We start from the raw sequence: 14,293 nt of genomic DNA, 5'->3' as shown, positions 1-14,293 counted from the left end.
GCTGATTGTCTTGTTAAAGACAATCAGCCTTTTTATTTTGTAGATAGTGTTCATAAGTTATGGGGTAGCAGGGTATAAAAACATCAATCAAAAAAGTATTCGATGGAATGAAGCTATCGATTATGATTTAATTTATCCATACATTACAGCAGATTCGGTAGGAGGAAGCTTAAGTAACGAGCGTTATCACTTTTTAGGAGGGTATGCAAAAACGACTAAAAAAATAGATTTTGGAGCGCAGTTACAATACAAAGCAAACTTAGCTAGTAGAAGTAGAGATCCAAGAGTAAAAGACGTAAGTTCAAATTTTCAAATAAAATCAGGAGTATATTTTAAAGATCTTTTTGGGGTTAACTTAGGGCTTCATGCAGGTTTTCAGAAATATACACAATCCAATGATATTCGTTTTTTTAATCAAATTTCAGTACCCGAGATTTATCATTTAAATGGCTTAGGATATTTTAATGATATTGTAAGAGGAACTTATAAAAGTGTTTTTTATGATGGTAGTGGATTTAATTTAGGAATGCAGTTACAGCCAATAAAAAATAATGATTTATGGCTGTATGTAAACACAAAACAATTGAAAATAAGTAAATTTTTAAGTGAAGCAGTATCTACAGAGTTGTCTAGCTTAAAAAGTAACGATATAAACGCTTCTTTGGTAAAATTGTTTACGAAAAAAGGGCAAACTTTTGGGGTTAAACTAATGTATCAGGTTCAAGAAAAAAAAGGATTAGAGTCTATTCTTTCTTCAAGAACTGGATCAACACTCAAAATTATAGGTCAAAACGAAAATTACAAACTAAATAACACTACTTATCAATTAAGTACACTTTACTATAAAGACGCTGAAAAGTATTTTATGTACTTCTCTCCATATATTAACTATCAAAAATACAAAGAAGACTATTTTTTAATTAGAAGTTACCAGTATGTTGATAATCTTAATGTCGGATTTGTCTCTAGATATACAACAAGTGTTAATGAGAAAATATTGTTTTCTGCAGTAGTAAACTTTAATTATAAAGCTGTTTTAAAAGGGAAATCTTTGTTAAGAAACGATAATCAAGTTTCCATATCAAACATGCTTCATCAAAATAATGAATTGCTAAACTCTAATTATATTAATTCAGGAGTAAAACTTAAGCTAGATTATAGTGTAGTGGAAAAAATTAATATTTTCGTTGGAATTAATACAGAAACAGCTCTAGTTAACACTGCAATAAATAATTTATATACAATATCAACAGGAGTAAGTTTTTAAATGCTACTCTTATTTTCTTTCGCAACAAAAAATGACACGATTTTTACAATACCTTATTCTTATCCTTGTGTTGTATTCATGCAAGCAACATAATTCACAAGAAGAAAAATTAAACCAAGGTTATTCCATAGTTGACTTATATAAAAAACCAATTTCAAAATGGCCAAAACCAATCATTGACGAGGGGGTTGAGTGGCAAGAAATGAAACCCATAGAAATAAATTACAATTATTTCGAAGACATAAAAAAGCCAGAAGTTACGCTAGGTAAACTACTTTTTTTTGATCCCAAATTATCGTCCTCAAATCAAATATCATGTAGTTCTTGTCATCATCCAGAAATGGGATGGGCAACTCATACCGAAAAATCTACGGGTCATAATCATTTACAAAGCTCTAGAAATGCACCTACAATTTTAAATGTAGCATCAAAAAAAATCTTTTTTTGGGATGGTAGAGTAGCTTCTTTAGAAAATCAAGCACTGGGGCCTATAACAGCTCATAATGAAATGAATATGAATATTGATGAACTACCTGGTAAGCTTCAAAAAGTAAAAAGATATGAAGAGCTTTTTAAAAAGGTTTATAAAAAAGAAAATATAACAATAGAGCAGGTTTTAAGTGCAATTGCAGCTTTTGAGAGAACTATAAAAAGTCAACCTAGTAAGGTAGATAGATTTATGAAAGGAAGTTACAAAGCATTAACAGATTCTGAAATTAAAGGGTTACATCTTTTTAGAACAAAAGCAAGATGTATGAATTGTCATCATGGGCAATTTTTTACAGATCAAAAATTTCATAATATAGGATTAACATATTACAAGAGAGAACAAGAAGATCTAGGACGTTATAATGTTACGAAGAATAGTGAAGATGTTGGAAAATTTTTACCCCCTTCTTTAAGAGATCTACTTAATACAAGACCATGGATGCACAATGGTTTTTTTGATAACTTAACAGGAGTGGTAAACATGTATAACAGTGGTATGCAGATGTTAAACCCATCTTTTGAAGAAAAAAAGAAAGACTCATTGTTTCCAGTGGTAGACCCGTTAATGAAACCTTTAAACTTAACCGATGAAGAAATTAATGACTTAGTAGCTTTTCTAAAAGCTTTAAATGGAACAAAGTACAAAATGGAGATTCCAGAAGTACCACGATGACTGTTTGTTCTACAATAAGAAGCTTAAAAAAGTAAAAGCTAATTTAGAATAAGTATAAATAATGTTATTTTTTAAAGATAAGAAAGGTTTTGTTCTGCAAAGGGATGCAAAATTTTTAAATTTGCGTGTTTTTAAGAAAATCAAATTAATCAGTTCCTATGTCAAAAGACATCCGTATTAAGAAGGGCTTGGATATCAAGCTAGTTGGCGAGGCAGAACAGATAACTACTGAACTTCAATTAGGTAGTTTGTTTGCAGTAAAGCCAGATGATTTTCACGGCGTTATTCCTAAAATTTTAGCAAAAGAAGGTACAGAAGTAAAAGCAGGAGAAGCACTTTTTTATTCAAAAAGTGACGAGCGTGTTTTATTTTCTAGTCCTGTTAGCGGTAAAGTTACAGAAATCGTTCGTGGAGCACGAAGAAAAGTTTTAGCAATTAAAATCACTGCTGATGCACAGCAGGAATACAAAGATTTTGGTAAAAAAGATGTAGACACAATGTCTGGAGAAGAGGTGAAAAACCACTTGTTTGCTTCAGGTTGTTGGCCGTTTATAAAACAACGTCCGTATGACGTAGTTGCAAATCCTAATCAAGCACCAAAAGCAATTTTTGTATCTGCCTATGCAAGTGCGCCTTTAGCAGCTGATTATGATTATGCGTTAAAAGGCAAAGAAGCAGAATTACAAGCAGCTTTAACAGCGTTAACAAAGTTAACAGCAGGTAAAGTACATGTTTCTGTAGGTAAAAACTCAACACTATCACCATTTAAAGATGTGAAAGGAGTTGAACTACATAAAGTTTCAGGTCCACACCCGGTAGGAAATGTAAGTACACAAATAGCACAAATTGATCCTATTAATAAAGGAGAAGTTGTGTGGGTAGTTACGCCTCAAGACTTAGTAGTAATAGGTGAGCTATTATTAACAGGGAAGTTAAATATTACTCGTACTGTTGCCTTAGCAGGTTCTAAATTTAACAAACCACAGTATGTAACTGCAAAAGCAGGGGCACAAATAGCTGATGTTGTTAAAGGAAATTTAGAGGCTGATAATGCTCGTGTAATTAGTGGAAATGTTTTAAGTGGTTTAGAAGTTAAAGAAGATGGTTTCTTAGGATACTACGATAACTTAATTACAGCTATCCCAGAAGGGGATGATTATGAGTTTTTTGGATGGAATAAACCAGTTTTTAACAAAATATCTACTTCTAGAGCATTAACTTTTTCTTGGTTAAACCCAAAGAAAAAATATGACTTAAATACAAATACTAACGGAGAACACAGAGCATTTGTAGTAACAGGTTCTTATGAAGAAATTTTTCCGTTAGACATCTATCCGATGCAATTATTAAAAGCTTGTATGTATAAAGATCTGGACGAAATGGAAGGATTAGGGGCTTACGAAATTGCACCAGAAGATTTTGCATTAACAGAATTTATTTGTGTATCGAAACAACCTCACCAAAAAATAATTCGAGAAGGATTAGATTTAATGAGAGAAGAATTAGGATAAGATATGGGCTTAAAACAAAAATTAGATAATTTTAGAGAAGAACATAAAGAAAAAAAGTGGTTTCCCTTATTTAGTGGATTTCATACTTTTCTTTATATGCCAAAAGAGGTAACGCACGGCGGAACTCATATTAAGGCAGCAGATGACTTAAAACGTACCATGAATACGGTAATTATGGCATTAATACCATGTTTGCTTTTTGGTATGTTCAATGCAGGGTATCAGCATAATCTTCAAATAGAAGCCGTTTCAAATGCAACAGGTTTCTTTTCTGGAGAGTTTTGGAATATGAGTAACTTTCTAATAGGTTTGGTTAAAATATTACCATTAGTAATTGTTTCATATGCGGTTGGTTTAGCAATAGAGTTTGTTTTTTGTATAATCAAAGGGCATGAGATAGAAGAGGGGTACTTGGTAACAGGAATGTTAGTTCCATTAATTGTACCAGTAGATTTACCATTATGGATGCTAGCAGTAGCAGTAGCATTTGGAGTTATAATTGGTAAAGAAGTATTTGGAGGTACAGGAATGAACATCTTAAACCCTGCCTTAACTATTCGTGCATTCTTATTCTTCGCATACCCAACATGGATGTCTGGAGATAAAGTATGGGTTCAAGGAGCTGTTGAAGCTGCAGGAACAGCTGATGCTATTTCAGGAGAAACTATCTTAGGAAGTTTAGCACAGTCGCAACCATTAAACTATTCAGTTTCTGATATGTTCTTTGGGTTCATTCCAGGTTCTGTAGGAGAAACTTCAACATTATTAATTTTATTAGGAGCTTTATTCTTAATCTTTACAAAGATTGGAAGCTGGAGAATTATGTTATCTGCAGTTATTGGAGCTTTAGTAATGGGATTCATCTTCAATCAAGTAGTTGATATGGGATGGATTGGTGAAACAAGCAAGTTTTACGGATTAATGAGTTTAGATTTTTGGAAGCATTTATTAATTGGAGGTTTTGCGTTTGGTGCAGTATACATGGCAACTGACCCAGTAACAGCATCACAAACTAACAAAGGAAAATGGATTTATGGATTCTTAATTGGTTTTATTTCAATTATGATTCGTGTATTCAACCCTGCATATCCAGAAGGAGTAATGTTAGCAATCTTATTAATGAATGTATTTGCTCCAACAATTGATCATTACGTAGTTCAAGGTAATGTAAAAAGAAGATTAAAACGTTTAAAAGCTAAAACTGCCTAATTATGAGTAAGAAGACAGATAGTAATGTATATACGGTAGCGTTCGCAATAGGAATGGTACTAGTAGTGGGTGCGTTGTTAGCTTTTACAGCGTCATCACTTCGCCCAACAATCGATGCTAACAAACGTATCGAGAAGCAGCAAAACATTTTGTATGCAATGGGTGTAAACGAAAACGATGAAACAAGTGTAGAGTTTGTTTCAAAAGATAAAGTAGCAGACGAGTTTGCTAAATACATAAAAAAACAATTAGTAATTGAAGGAGATAATGCTTCTGAAGATTCTAAAGCGTATTTAATTGATGTAAAAAAGCAACAAACAGCAGCTAAAGAAGGAAAAACAAGAAAATTACCATTATTTGTAGGTGAAAAGGAAGGAAAAACTTTCTATATCGCTCCAATTAGAGGTAAAGGTCTTTGGGATGCTATTTGGGGATATGTTGCAATGGATAAAAACATGGTAGTTCAAGGAGTTTTTTTCGATCATAAAGGAGAAACACCAGGTTTAGGGGCTAACATTAAGCAACGTTACTTTATGGACGATTTTATTGGAGAAGATTTAATGAGCAATGGTTCTTTTAAAGGAATTGCAGTTTCTAAATCGAACAATGATCCAAAGAATGAAGATAAAAATGATAACGAGGTAGATGCAATTGCAGGAGCAACTATTACTGGAGACGGAGTAGCTGCAATGATTAAATCTGAATTAGGTTTATACGTACCTTACTTTAAAACATTAAAATAAATATGGGACTTTTATCAAAAAAAGACGCAGCGTTAATTACTGATCCATTAGCAGATAATAACCCAATTACAATTCAGGTATTAGGTATTTGTTCTGCATTAGCAATTACAGCAGAGTTAAAAGCTTCTATTGTAATGTCTATATCGGTATTATTTGTATTAGGAGTAGGGAATGTAGTAATCTCGTTAATGAGAAATATTATTCCATCAAAAATTAGAATTATTGTACAGTTAATCGTAGTAGCAACCTTAGTAATTATCGTAGACCAAGTGTTAAAAGCATTTGCATACGATTTAAGTAAAACCTTATCGGTTTTTATTGGGTTAATTATTACCAACTGTATTATTATGGGACGTTTTGAGGCTTTTGCTTTAGGAAACGGACCTTGGAGATCGTTTTTAGATGGAATAGGAAATGCCTTAGGATATGCAGTAATCTTAATTATTGTAGGTTTCTTTAGAGAGTTATTAGGTTCAGGTACTTTATTAGGATTTAAAGTATTAGGTGATCCTATCGAGAAAACAGGATTGTATGCTTTAGGATACGAAAACAACGGATTTATGTTATTATCACCAATGGCATTAATCGTTGTAGGTATTATTATTTGGGTACAACGTACAAGAAATAAAGCATTAGTAGAAGACTAACTTAAGTTAGTGTTCATTAAAAATATAGAAAATGGAACATATAGAATTATTTTTCAAATCGATATTTATAGATAACATGGTATTTGCTACATTCTTAGGAATGTGCTCATACCTTGCAGTATCTAAAAAAGTATCAACAGCCGTAGGTTTAGGTGCCGCTGTAATCTTTGTATTAGCAGTAACAGTACCAGTAAACTGGTTGTTAGATCAATACCTATTACAACCTGGAGCTTTAAAGTGGTTGGGAGAGGAATATGTAGATTATGACTTAAGTTTCTTGTCATTTATCATGTTTATTGCAACAATTGCAACCATGGTACAATTAGTAGAAATTATAGTTGAAAAATTTGCGCCAGCATTATATAACTCTTTAGGTATTTTCTTACCATTAATTGCAGTAAACTGTGCAATTTTAGGTGGGTCATTATTTATGCAATCTCGTGAAATTCCAACATTAGGTTTATCATTTACGTATGGTATTGGTTCAGGAATCGGGTGGTTTTTAGCAATTTTAGCAATTGCTGCTATTCGTGAAAAAATCAGATACTCTTCTGTGCCACCAGCATTAAGAGGATTAGGAATTACATTCATTATTACAGGTTTAATGGCTATCGGGTTTATGAGCTTCGGTGGAATGTTAACTGGAGGTGATGATGCAGGTAAAAAAGAAGAAACTGCTGAAGTTAAGGTTGAAAAGAAAGAAGTTGAAGAAAAGATAGTAGAGGAAACTGAAAAGACTGAAGAGAAGGCAGAAGAATTAGCTAATAACACTAAAGAAATTACAGAATAATGGTATTTTTAGAAGTAAGCACAGGAGGAACAGTTGCTATTACAGTATTAGCGTTTTTAGCGGTAATCTTAGTTTTGGTAGCTTTATTATTATTTGTTAAGCAAAAATTGGCACCATCTGGACCTGTAAAAATTACAATCAATGGTGAAAAAACAATAGAAGTAGCATCAGGAGGAACTTTATTATCTACCTTAGGTAATGAAAAAATATTTTTACCATCAGCTTGTGGTGGTGGTGGTTCTTGTGTACAATGTGAGTGTCATGTAAATTCAGGTGGAGGAGAAGCTTTACCTACAGAAACACCACACTTTACACGTAAAGAATTACAACATGGTATCCGTTTAGCATGTCAGGTAAAAGTAAAGCAAGATATGGATATATCTATTCCAGAAGAAATTTTTGGAATTAAGAAATGGGAAGCAACTGTTGTAAGAAATTATAACGTAGCAACCTTTATTAAGGAGTTTGTAGTTGAGATTCCTGAAGAAATGGATTATAAAGCAGGCGGGTATATTCAAATTGAAATACCACCATGTGAAGTAAAATATGCTGATATGGATATTTCTGCGCATCCACAAGATCATCCAGGTGAACCAGATAAATTTGAGGCTGATTGGGATAAATTTAACCTAAGACCATTAGTAATGAAGAATGAAGAAACTGTAGAGAGAGCATACTCTATGGCTTCTTATCCAGCAGAAGGAAGAGAAATCATGTTAAATGTTCGTGTAGCAACACCTCCTTTTGATCGTGCTAAAGGCGGATGGATGGATGTAAATCCAGGGGTGGCATCTTCGTATATTTTTAATCAAAAGCCAGGAGATAAAGTAACTATTTCTGGACCTTATGGTGAATTCTTTATCAATGACTCTGATGCAGAGATGTTATATGTAGGTGGTGGAGCTGGTATGGCACCAATGCGTTCACATATTTATCATTTATTTAGAACTTTAAAGACTGGTAGAAAAGTAACATACTGGTACGGAGGTCGTTCTAAAGCAGAATTATTCTACATTCACTACTTTAGAGCGTTAGAAAAAGATTTTCCAAACTTTAAATTCTACTTAGCATTATCTGAGCCATTAGAAGAAGATAACTGGAAGGTTAAAAAAGATATTAATGATGAAAGCGGAGATGGTTTTGTTGGGTTTATTCACCAAGTTGTAATAGACCAATATTTATCTAAGCATGAAAGTCCTGAGGATTTAGAATTATATTTCTGTGGGCCACCATTAATGAACAAAGCAGTACAAAAAATGGGTGAAGATTTTGGTCTTGATGACGAAAACATTCGTTTTGATGACTTTGGAGGATAGAAACATAGTGTTTAATACATTATATTATAAAACCGATACAAATTTGTATCGGTTTTTTTGTGCTTAAAAAGATAGTATTCTTTAATAAGAGAAGATTTAAATATCATGAAAGCAAAACAACATTTTTAGTAAAATAATGTTATTCATAAATTATATCAAACTTATATACAGGGTTGTCGCTCTCATATTCAAAAACTCTAGCATAATCCATAACGTTAGCTATTCCTTCGAGTTTACATAGTTGTGAAACTACAGCGCATAAACCATTAAATAACCTCTCTTTATCGGTCGGATTTTGAGGTTTTGGATTATAATGACATAAAGGAACAGTAAAACCGCATGCTTCTAAAAACACCTTTTCAATCAGTAGTAATTCAAGTGGAGTGTAACCATTAAATTTTCTACCTAAATTTTGATGAACCCTACCCACATAGCTTAGTTGCAATGAGCCATGATCATTCGTGAGATGTTTCCAACTATCTCGATTGTCTAATATATTTCCAACCGCACATGCTGAGCAACATTCAGGGTTCAATTCATCGTTGTGAAAAGCATTATAAAGCTTTATAAGTGCTTGTTCTAATCGTTTAGGTATTTCCATAATCAAAAAGGATTTACTCCCTTAAATATACAAAATATTGGTTGTACCTTTGCATCAAATTATTGTTAATGACGACTTTTCAAGATTTAGACTTATCAAATCCACTAAGAAATTCAATTGAAGAATTAGGTTTCGTAAATCCAACACCTATTCAAGAACAAGCATTTCCTGTAATTCGTTCAGGAAAAGATGTGGTAGGGATTGCACAAACAGGTACAGGTAAAACTTTTGGGTACTTACTCCCAATATTACGTGATTTAAAGTTTTCAAAACAACAACACCCAAGGGTGATGATATTAGTACCTACACGAGAATTAGTGGTTCAGGTGGTAGAAGAGATAGAAAAGCTAGCTAAATACATCACTTTACGAACTGTAGGTGTATATGGCGGAGTTAATTTAAATCGCCATAAAGAAGCAGTAATGCAAGGAGCTGACATTATTGTTGCCACACCAGGACGTTTGTACGATTTAGCGTTAAGTAACGTATTAAAATTAAAGTCTATTCAAAAATTAGTCATTGATGAAGTAGATGTAATGCTTGATTTAGGTTTTCGTTTTCAGTTGTTAAACATCTTTGATTTATTACCTCAAAGACGTCAAAACATCATGTTTTCAGCAACGATGACGGAGGATGTTGAAGCATTAATTGATGATTTTTTTATTGCTCCACATAAAATAGCAATTGCAGTAAGTGGAACACCGTTAGATAACATTCAGCAAATAAGCTATGATGTTCCTAATTTTTATACAAAAGTCAACTTATTAAACTATTTATTATTTGATAAATCAGAGTTTAGTAAAGTGTTGGTGTTTGCACCTAATAAAAGAAATGCAGACAGACTATTTGATTGTGTAGCCGAAGAATATCCATCACAAGCCTGTGTAATTCATTCAAATAAAACACAAAACTACCGTTTGCGCTCTATAGAACAATTCAACAAAGGAGAAAAACGAATCTTAATAGCTACCGATGTAATTGCACGTGGATTAGATTTAGAAGAAGTAACACATGTAATCAATTTTGATGTGCCACACTTCCCCGAAAACTATATGCACAGAATTGGTCGTACAGGTCGTGCAGAAAGAGAAGGAAAAGCAATTTTATTCGCTACGGAAAAAGAGCAGGAAGCAAAACAACGAATTGAGGAATTGATGGATTACACAATTCCAAAGGAAGAAATTCCAGAACAAGTTGAAATAACCAAGCAATTAACGGAAGAAGAACGTCCGAAAGAAGAAAGAGAAGTAAATAAAAACAGAACTTCTCAAGAATACATTCCAGGTCCCGCTTTTCACGAGAAAAAGGAAAAGAATAAAAAAACAAACCAAGGAGGTTCTTATAGAAGAGAGCTTGCCAAGAAGTACAAAAAGCCAAAAACAAGAGGAGATAAAAATTATAACAAACGCAATAAGAAACGTAAATAATGCAAGAACTTACTAAGCAAGAACTTCACAATTTAGGAATGAATATTGTGGGTAAAAAACTGCAAGAAATGGGGTATGAATTTGTTGCAATAAATAGCGAGTTGAAAAAGCATCCACAGTTTGTGTTGTTTAAAAAAGGAGAGCCTACCATTTTTGTATTAGTAAAAACTACGAACAATATACAGTCACCCCAAGAATATGATGTATTGTGGATGGAAACTTTTAAAAAACACGCAGAAAAACAAAATGCAAAGGTTTGGTATGCTGGCATAGGTATAGCAAATGCAGAAAGTGTAGATTTGCCTGTGTTTAAAGACAAACCCTATTATGTTGCTTTTGATGATTTTATAAAAATCTTATAAAACCTTTTACTAATTTTTGGTGCTAATCTCCTTTTTTAACTGAAGGAAAAAGAGTGGTTTTGTAGGTTGGAAAGGGTATAAACCCTGTTAAATATCAGGTAGTTGTATGTTAATTTTACCTCAGGGAAATTAATAAAATATCTAAAAAAATGAAAAGACAACTACTAACCAAAAAAGGAAAAAAATTAATAAAAACTATTATGGCATTTTTATCAGATTTAGGTAATGGTGCTAGTTATGCAATTAATAATTAAGGTTTAAATAGTTAGAATCTAAAAAACACTCGTTTTATGATGTAAACGAGTGTTTTTTTATACATAAATAGTAACTTTACAGTGTGGAGAATCTGTTAAACGAAATAAAAAACTGTAAGATTTGTGAGAAATATATAGAACCCAACCCTGTAGTTCTTGCTAGTAAAAAATCCAAAATCATTATTGTAGGTCAAGCACCTGGAACCAAAGTACATCAGTCTGGGATTCCTTGGGATGATGCTAGTGGAAAACAGCTTAGGAAATGGTTAGGTGTTACTGATAAGAAGTTTTATGATACCAATAACTTTGGAATAATACCTATGGGTTTCTGTTATCCAGGAAAAGGAAAATCAGGAGATTTACCACCAAGAAAAGAATGCGCTCCAAAGTGGCATCAACCTTTATTAAAAGAAATATCAGAGGTAAAATTGATTATTTTAATAGGAATGTACGCTCAAAACTATTACTTAAAAGGAAAAGCTAAAAGAACACTCACTGAAACAGTGAATACTTTTGAGGAATACTTGCCTAACTATTTTGTATTACCACATCCATCCCCAAGAAATCGATTTTGGTTAACCAAAAACTCATGGTTTGAAAAAGATGTTTTACCCATATTGAAAACCACAGTAAAAAAGCTGATATAGTGATTTTAATACTAAAAGAAAGTTAAATACATGCATTGATAAATTTGTATTTTTGCAATGTATGATAGAAACAAGAGAAGCCATATCAGAAAAAGCGGTTTTAATAGGTATTATAACCCAGCATCAAGATGAAAAACAATCAGAAGAATATTTAGATGAGCTAGAGTTTTTAACACTTACAGCAGGAGGAGTAGCTGTAAAAAGGTTTGTTCAAAAATTAGATAAACCCCATCCAAAAACTTTTATTGGAACAGGTAAACTAGAAGATGTAAAAGCGTATATAGATTCCAATGATATTGGAACAGCTATTTTTGATGATGAGTTATCGCCTGCGCAACTTAGAAATGTTGAACGTTTTTTAGATTGTAAAATTTTAGATAGAACCAACTTAATACTTGATATTTTTGCAAGTAGAGCACAAACAAGCTCAGCAAAAGCTCAAGTAGAATTAGCACAATACCAATATTTATTACCTCGATTAACCAGAATGTGGACACACCTTGATAAACAAAAAGGGGGTATTGGTATGCGTGGTCCTGGAGAAACAGAAATAGAAACTGACCGTCGTATTATTCGAGATAAAATTTCGTTGCTAAAAAAGAAATTAGTAACTATTGACAAGCAAATGTCCATACAACGAAAAAATCGTGGGAAAATGGTACGTGTTGCTTTGGTAGGATATACCAATGTTGGTAAATCTACCTTGATGAATGTTGTTAGTAAAAGTGAGGTTTTTGCAGAGAATAAACTGTTTGCAACATTAGACACTACAGTTAGAAAGGTGGTAATAAAAAATATTCCTTTTTTAATGACAGACACCGTTGGGTTCATTAGAAAATTACCAACACAATTAGTAGAGTCGTTCAAGTCTACTTTAGATGAAGTTCGTGAAGCAGATTTATTATTACATGTCGTAGATATTTCACATCCAAACTTTGAAGATCATATAGCTTCTGTAAATAAAATTTTAGATGAAATAGATAGTAAAGATAAGCCGACAGTTATGGTATTTAATAAAATAGACGCTTATACTCATGAAACTATTGATGAAGATGATTTGATAACAGAAAAAACAAAAGAACATTATACACTAGAGGACTGGAAAAAAACCTGGATGAATGACTTAGAAACGGAAAGTATTTTTATTTCAGCCTTAAATAAAGATAATTTAGAAAATTTTAAAGAGAAAGTATATGAGGAGGTAAAGAAAATACATATTCAACGTTTTCCATATAATGATTTTCTATATCAAGAATATTAGTTTACAGTAAAAAAACGCAAACATAACTTAAAAAGGACTTAAATAATTAAAACTTTAAGTTCTTTTTTGTTATATTTATAATCCCTAATGTTGCTTTTTATGTGTTTTATAAAGCATTGTAAATTATATTTTTAACCATTTTAGCCCCCTGAAAATGAAAAATAATAAAACTTCACAAACAAAATTTAGACGATTCTATTCATATTTATTAACTAACAATAAATTAAAAGCCTTAACGTAATTAATTTTATTAGTATAATGCCATACCTAGTAATTATAATCTTTACTTACAAAGTATGTATAGTTAAAAGAAGTGTTTACTCTTTTTGAGTTATCATGTATTAACCTGAATAGATCATGATGAAAAAAATAATCCCCCTCTTATTATTGTATTTCAGTATGCAAGCTGTTAGTGCGCAAGAGAAATGTACATCTGAAAGTATTCATTCAGTAGATGTAAATATAGTTCACAAGTGTTTAGCAGAAAAGAAAGTAGAAAGCAATAATACAGAAGCTTCAGTTATAGTAACTACTATTCCTAGTAGAAGGCACGTAAGAAAACGTATTTATTTTGAGAAAGTAATTAGTTTTGCAGAAGGTATTGAAGCAAAAAGTTTAAAGAAAATAAATACATTAAATGAGCTAGCTGAATGTAGTTTAGGAAATGTTTATCCTATTATAAAAGAAACAACAAAAAAATCAATTTCTTTTGATGTAGTTGAAGAAATTCCTGCATTCTTGTCATGCAAAGAATCATTAAAAGAAAAAGAAGATTGCTTTAATTATAAAATGCAAGACCATATAATGACCACCTTAGTTTATCCAGAAGAAGCTATAGAAAAAGGGTTAGAAGGAGAAGTTTTAGTGAGTTTTGTTATAAATGAAATGGGTAAGGTGACTGAGGTTAAGACAGAAGGAATTAATGTGCCTGAAATATTAAAAAAAGAAGCAAAAAGAATTGTACTACTATTGCCTGATTTTATTCCAGGAAAACAACAAAGCAAAAATGCTAGAGTGTTATATCGCTTTCCTATGATTTTTAGTTTAAACAGTTCTGATTATTAGAGTGTTAAAATAGTTTATTTTATGTAAAAAA

General features: G+C 32.1%; 14 protein-coding genes. 13 read left to right on the top strand and 1 reads right to left on the bottom strand.

What is annotated here, in order from left to right:
- The first annotated feature begins 46 nt into the window (after positions 1-46).
- The 8 genes from NH341_RS00740 (at position 47) to nqrF (ending at position 8,645) form a co-directional block, all read left to right on the top strand.
- On the top strand, positions 47-1,267 hold the full coding sequence (locus NH341_RS00740; RefSeq protein ID WP_253055449.1) for a DUF6850 family outer membrane beta-barrel protein: 1,221 nt from the start codon (positions 47-49) through the stop codon (positions 1,265-1,267).
- A gap of 31 nt (positions 1,268-1,298) precedes the next feature.
- A complete protein-coding gene (locus NH341_RS00735) occupies positions 1,299-2,429 on the top strand; it encodes a cytochrome-c peroxidase (protein ID WP_253055447.1) in 1,131 nt (376 codons plus the stop codon).
- Positions 2,430-2,587: 158 nt separating this feature from the next.
- Positions 2,588-3,940 (top strand): Na(+)-translocating NADH-quinone reductase subunit A, encoded by a 1,353-nt coding sequence (locus NH341_RS00730; RefSeq protein WP_073182544.1) that lies wholly within the window; start codon positions 2,588-2,590, stop codon positions 3,938-3,940.
- A 3-nt stretch (positions 3,941-3,943) separates the two neighbouring features.
- Positions 3,944-5,149 (top strand): NADH:ubiquinone reductase (Na(+)-transporting) subunit B, encoded by a 1,206-nt coding sequence (locus NH341_RS00725; RefSeq protein ID WP_047788327.1) that lies wholly within the window; start codon positions 3,944-3,946, stop codon positions 5,147-5,149.
- 2 nt (positions 5,150-5,151) lie between these two features.
- A complete protein-coding gene (locus tag NH341_RS00720; protein ID WP_047788328.1) occupies positions 5,152-5,892 on the top strand; it encodes a Na(+)-translocating NADH-quinone reductase subunit C in 741 nt (246 codons plus the stop codon).
- A gap of 2 nt (positions 5,893-5,894) precedes the next feature.
- Positions 5,895-6,539 (top strand): NADH:ubiquinone reductase (Na(+)-transporting) subunit D, encoded by a 645-nt coding sequence (locus tag NH341_RS00715; protein WP_047788329.1) that lies wholly within the window; start codon positions 5,895-5,897, stop codon positions 6,537-6,539.
- Positions 6,540-6,570: 31 nt separating this feature from the next.
- The gene (gene nqrE, locus NH341_RS00710) at positions 6,571-7,329 is read left to right on the top strand and encodes an NADH:ubiquinone reductase (Na(+)-transporting) subunit E (protein WP_253055445.1); all 759 of its coding nucleotides are present in this window, start codon (positions 6,571-6,573) and stop codon (positions 7,327-7,329) included.
- Positions 7,329-8,645: an NADH:ubiquinone reductase (Na(+)-transporting) subunit F gene (nqrF, locus tag NH341_RS00705; RefSeq protein ID WP_047788331.1), complete on the top strand. Its 1,317-nt coding sequence runs from the start codon at positions 7,329-7,331 to the stop codon at positions 8,643-8,645. Before nqrE ends, nqrF begins: the two co-directional genes overlap by 1 nt.
- A 139-nt stretch (positions 8,646-8,784) precedes the next feature.
- Here nqrF and NH341_RS00700 read toward each other — a convergent pair whose 3' ends face one another.
- The gene (locus NH341_RS00700) at positions 8,785-9,246 is read right to left on the bottom strand and encodes a Na(+)-translocating NADH-quinone reductase subunit F (protein WP_173359317.1); all 462 of its coding nucleotides are present in this window, start codon (positions 9,244-9,246) and stop codon (positions 8,785-8,787) included.
- Between the two features lie 68 nt (positions 9,247-9,314).
- On the opposite strand from NH341_RS00700, the gene NH341_RS00695 reads away from it, so the two are divergent.
- The 5 genes from NH341_RS00695 (at position 9,315) to NH341_RS00675 (ending at position 14,262) form a co-directional block, all read left to right on the top strand.
- Positions 9,315-10,673 (top strand): DEAD/DEAH box helicase, encoded by a 1,359-nt coding sequence (locus NH341_RS00695; protein ID WP_173359318.1) that lies wholly within the window; start codon positions 9,315-9,317, stop codon positions 10,671-10,673.
- On the top strand, positions 10,673-11,035 hold the full coding sequence (locus NH341_RS00690; RefSeq protein ID WP_159509082.1) for a Na(+)-translocating NADH-quinone reductase subunit F: 363 nt from the start codon (positions 10,673-10,675) through the stop codon (positions 11,033-11,035). The genes NH341_RS00695 and NH341_RS00690 overlap by 1 nt, the downstream gene beginning before the upstream one ends.
- Before the next feature lie 337 nt (positions 11,036-11,372).
- Entirely contained in the window at positions 11,373-11,936 is a 564-nt protein-coding gene (locus tag NH341_RS00685) for a uracil-DNA glycosylase family protein (RefSeq protein WP_159509085.1), read from the top strand.
- A 61-nt stretch (positions 11,937-11,997) separates the two neighbouring features.
- Positions 11,998-13,197: a GTPase HflX gene (gene hflX, locus NH341_RS00680; RefSeq protein ID WP_047788288.1), complete on the top strand. Its 1,200-nt coding sequence runs from the start codon at positions 11,998-12,000 to the stop codon at positions 13,195-13,197.
- 357 nt (positions 13,198-13,554) lie between these two features.
- Positions 13,555-14,262 carry an energy transducer TonB gene (locus NH341_RS00675; protein ID WP_253055443.1) on the top strand — a complete coding sequence of 236 codons (708 nt, stop codon included), beginning with the start codon at positions 13,555-13,557 and terminating at the stop codon, positions 14,260-14,262.
- Positions 14,263-14,293: the final 31 nt, after the last annotated feature.

The sequence above is a fragment of the Tenacibaculum sp. XPcli2-G genome (genome assembly GCF_024124505.1).
Classification (GTDB): Bacteria; Bacteroidota; Bacteroidia; order Flavobacteriales; family Flavobacteriaceae; genus Polaribacter; species Polaribacter mesophilus.
This window is presented reverse-complemented; position numbering and strand designations above follow the sequence as displayed.

What these genes read in the sequence shown, in the direction of transcription:
- NH341_RS00735 (WP_253055447.1), top strand. Translation starts at nt 1,299, where the DNA reads ATGACACGATTTTTACAATACCTTATTCTTATCCTTGTGTTGTATTCA.
- NH341_RS00730 (WP_073182544.1), top strand. Translation starts at nt 2,588, where the DNA reads ATGTCAAAAGACATCCGTATTAAGAAGGGCTTGGATATCAAGCTAGTT.
- NH341_RS00725 (WP_047788327.1), top strand. Translation starts at nt 3,944, where the DNA reads ATGGGCTTAAAACAAAAATTAGATAATTTTAGAGAAGAACATAAAGAA.
- NH341_RS00720 (WP_047788328.1), top strand. Translation starts at nt 5,152, where the DNA reads ATGAGTAAGAAGACAGATAGTAATGTATATACGGTAGCGTTCGCAATA.
- NH341_RS00715 (WP_047788329.1), top strand. Translation starts at nt 5,895, where the DNA reads ATGGGACTTTTATCAAAAAAAGACGCAGCGTTAATTACTGATCCATTA.
- nqrE (WP_253055445.1), top strand. Translation starts at nt 6,571, where the DNA reads ATGGAACATATAGAATTATTTTTCAAATCGATATTTATAGATAACATG.
- nqrF (WP_047788331.1), top strand. Translation starts at nt 7,329, where the DNA reads ATGGTATTTTTAGAAGTAAGCACAGGAGGAACAGTTGCTATTACAGTA.
- NH341_RS00700 (WP_173359317.1), bottom strand. Translation starts at nt 9,246, where the DNA reads ATGGAAATACCTAAACGATTAGAACAAGCACTTATAAAGCTTTATAAT.
- NH341_RS00695 (WP_173359318.1), top strand. Translation starts at nt 9,315, where the DNA reads ATGACGACTTTTCAAGATTTAGACTTATCAAATCCACTAAGAAATTCA.
- NH341_RS00690 (WP_159509082.1), top strand. Translation starts at nt 10,673, where the DNA reads ATGCAAGAACTTACTAAGCAAGAACTTCACAATTTAGGAATGAATATT.
- hflX (WP_047788288.1), top strand. Translation starts at nt 11,998, where the DNA reads ATGATAGAAACAAGAGAAGCCATATCAGAAAAAGCGGTTTTAATAGGT.
- NH341_RS00675 (WP_253055443.1), top strand. Translation starts at nt 13,555, where the DNA reads ATGATGAAAAAAATAATCCCCCTCTTATTATTGTATTTCAGTATGCAA.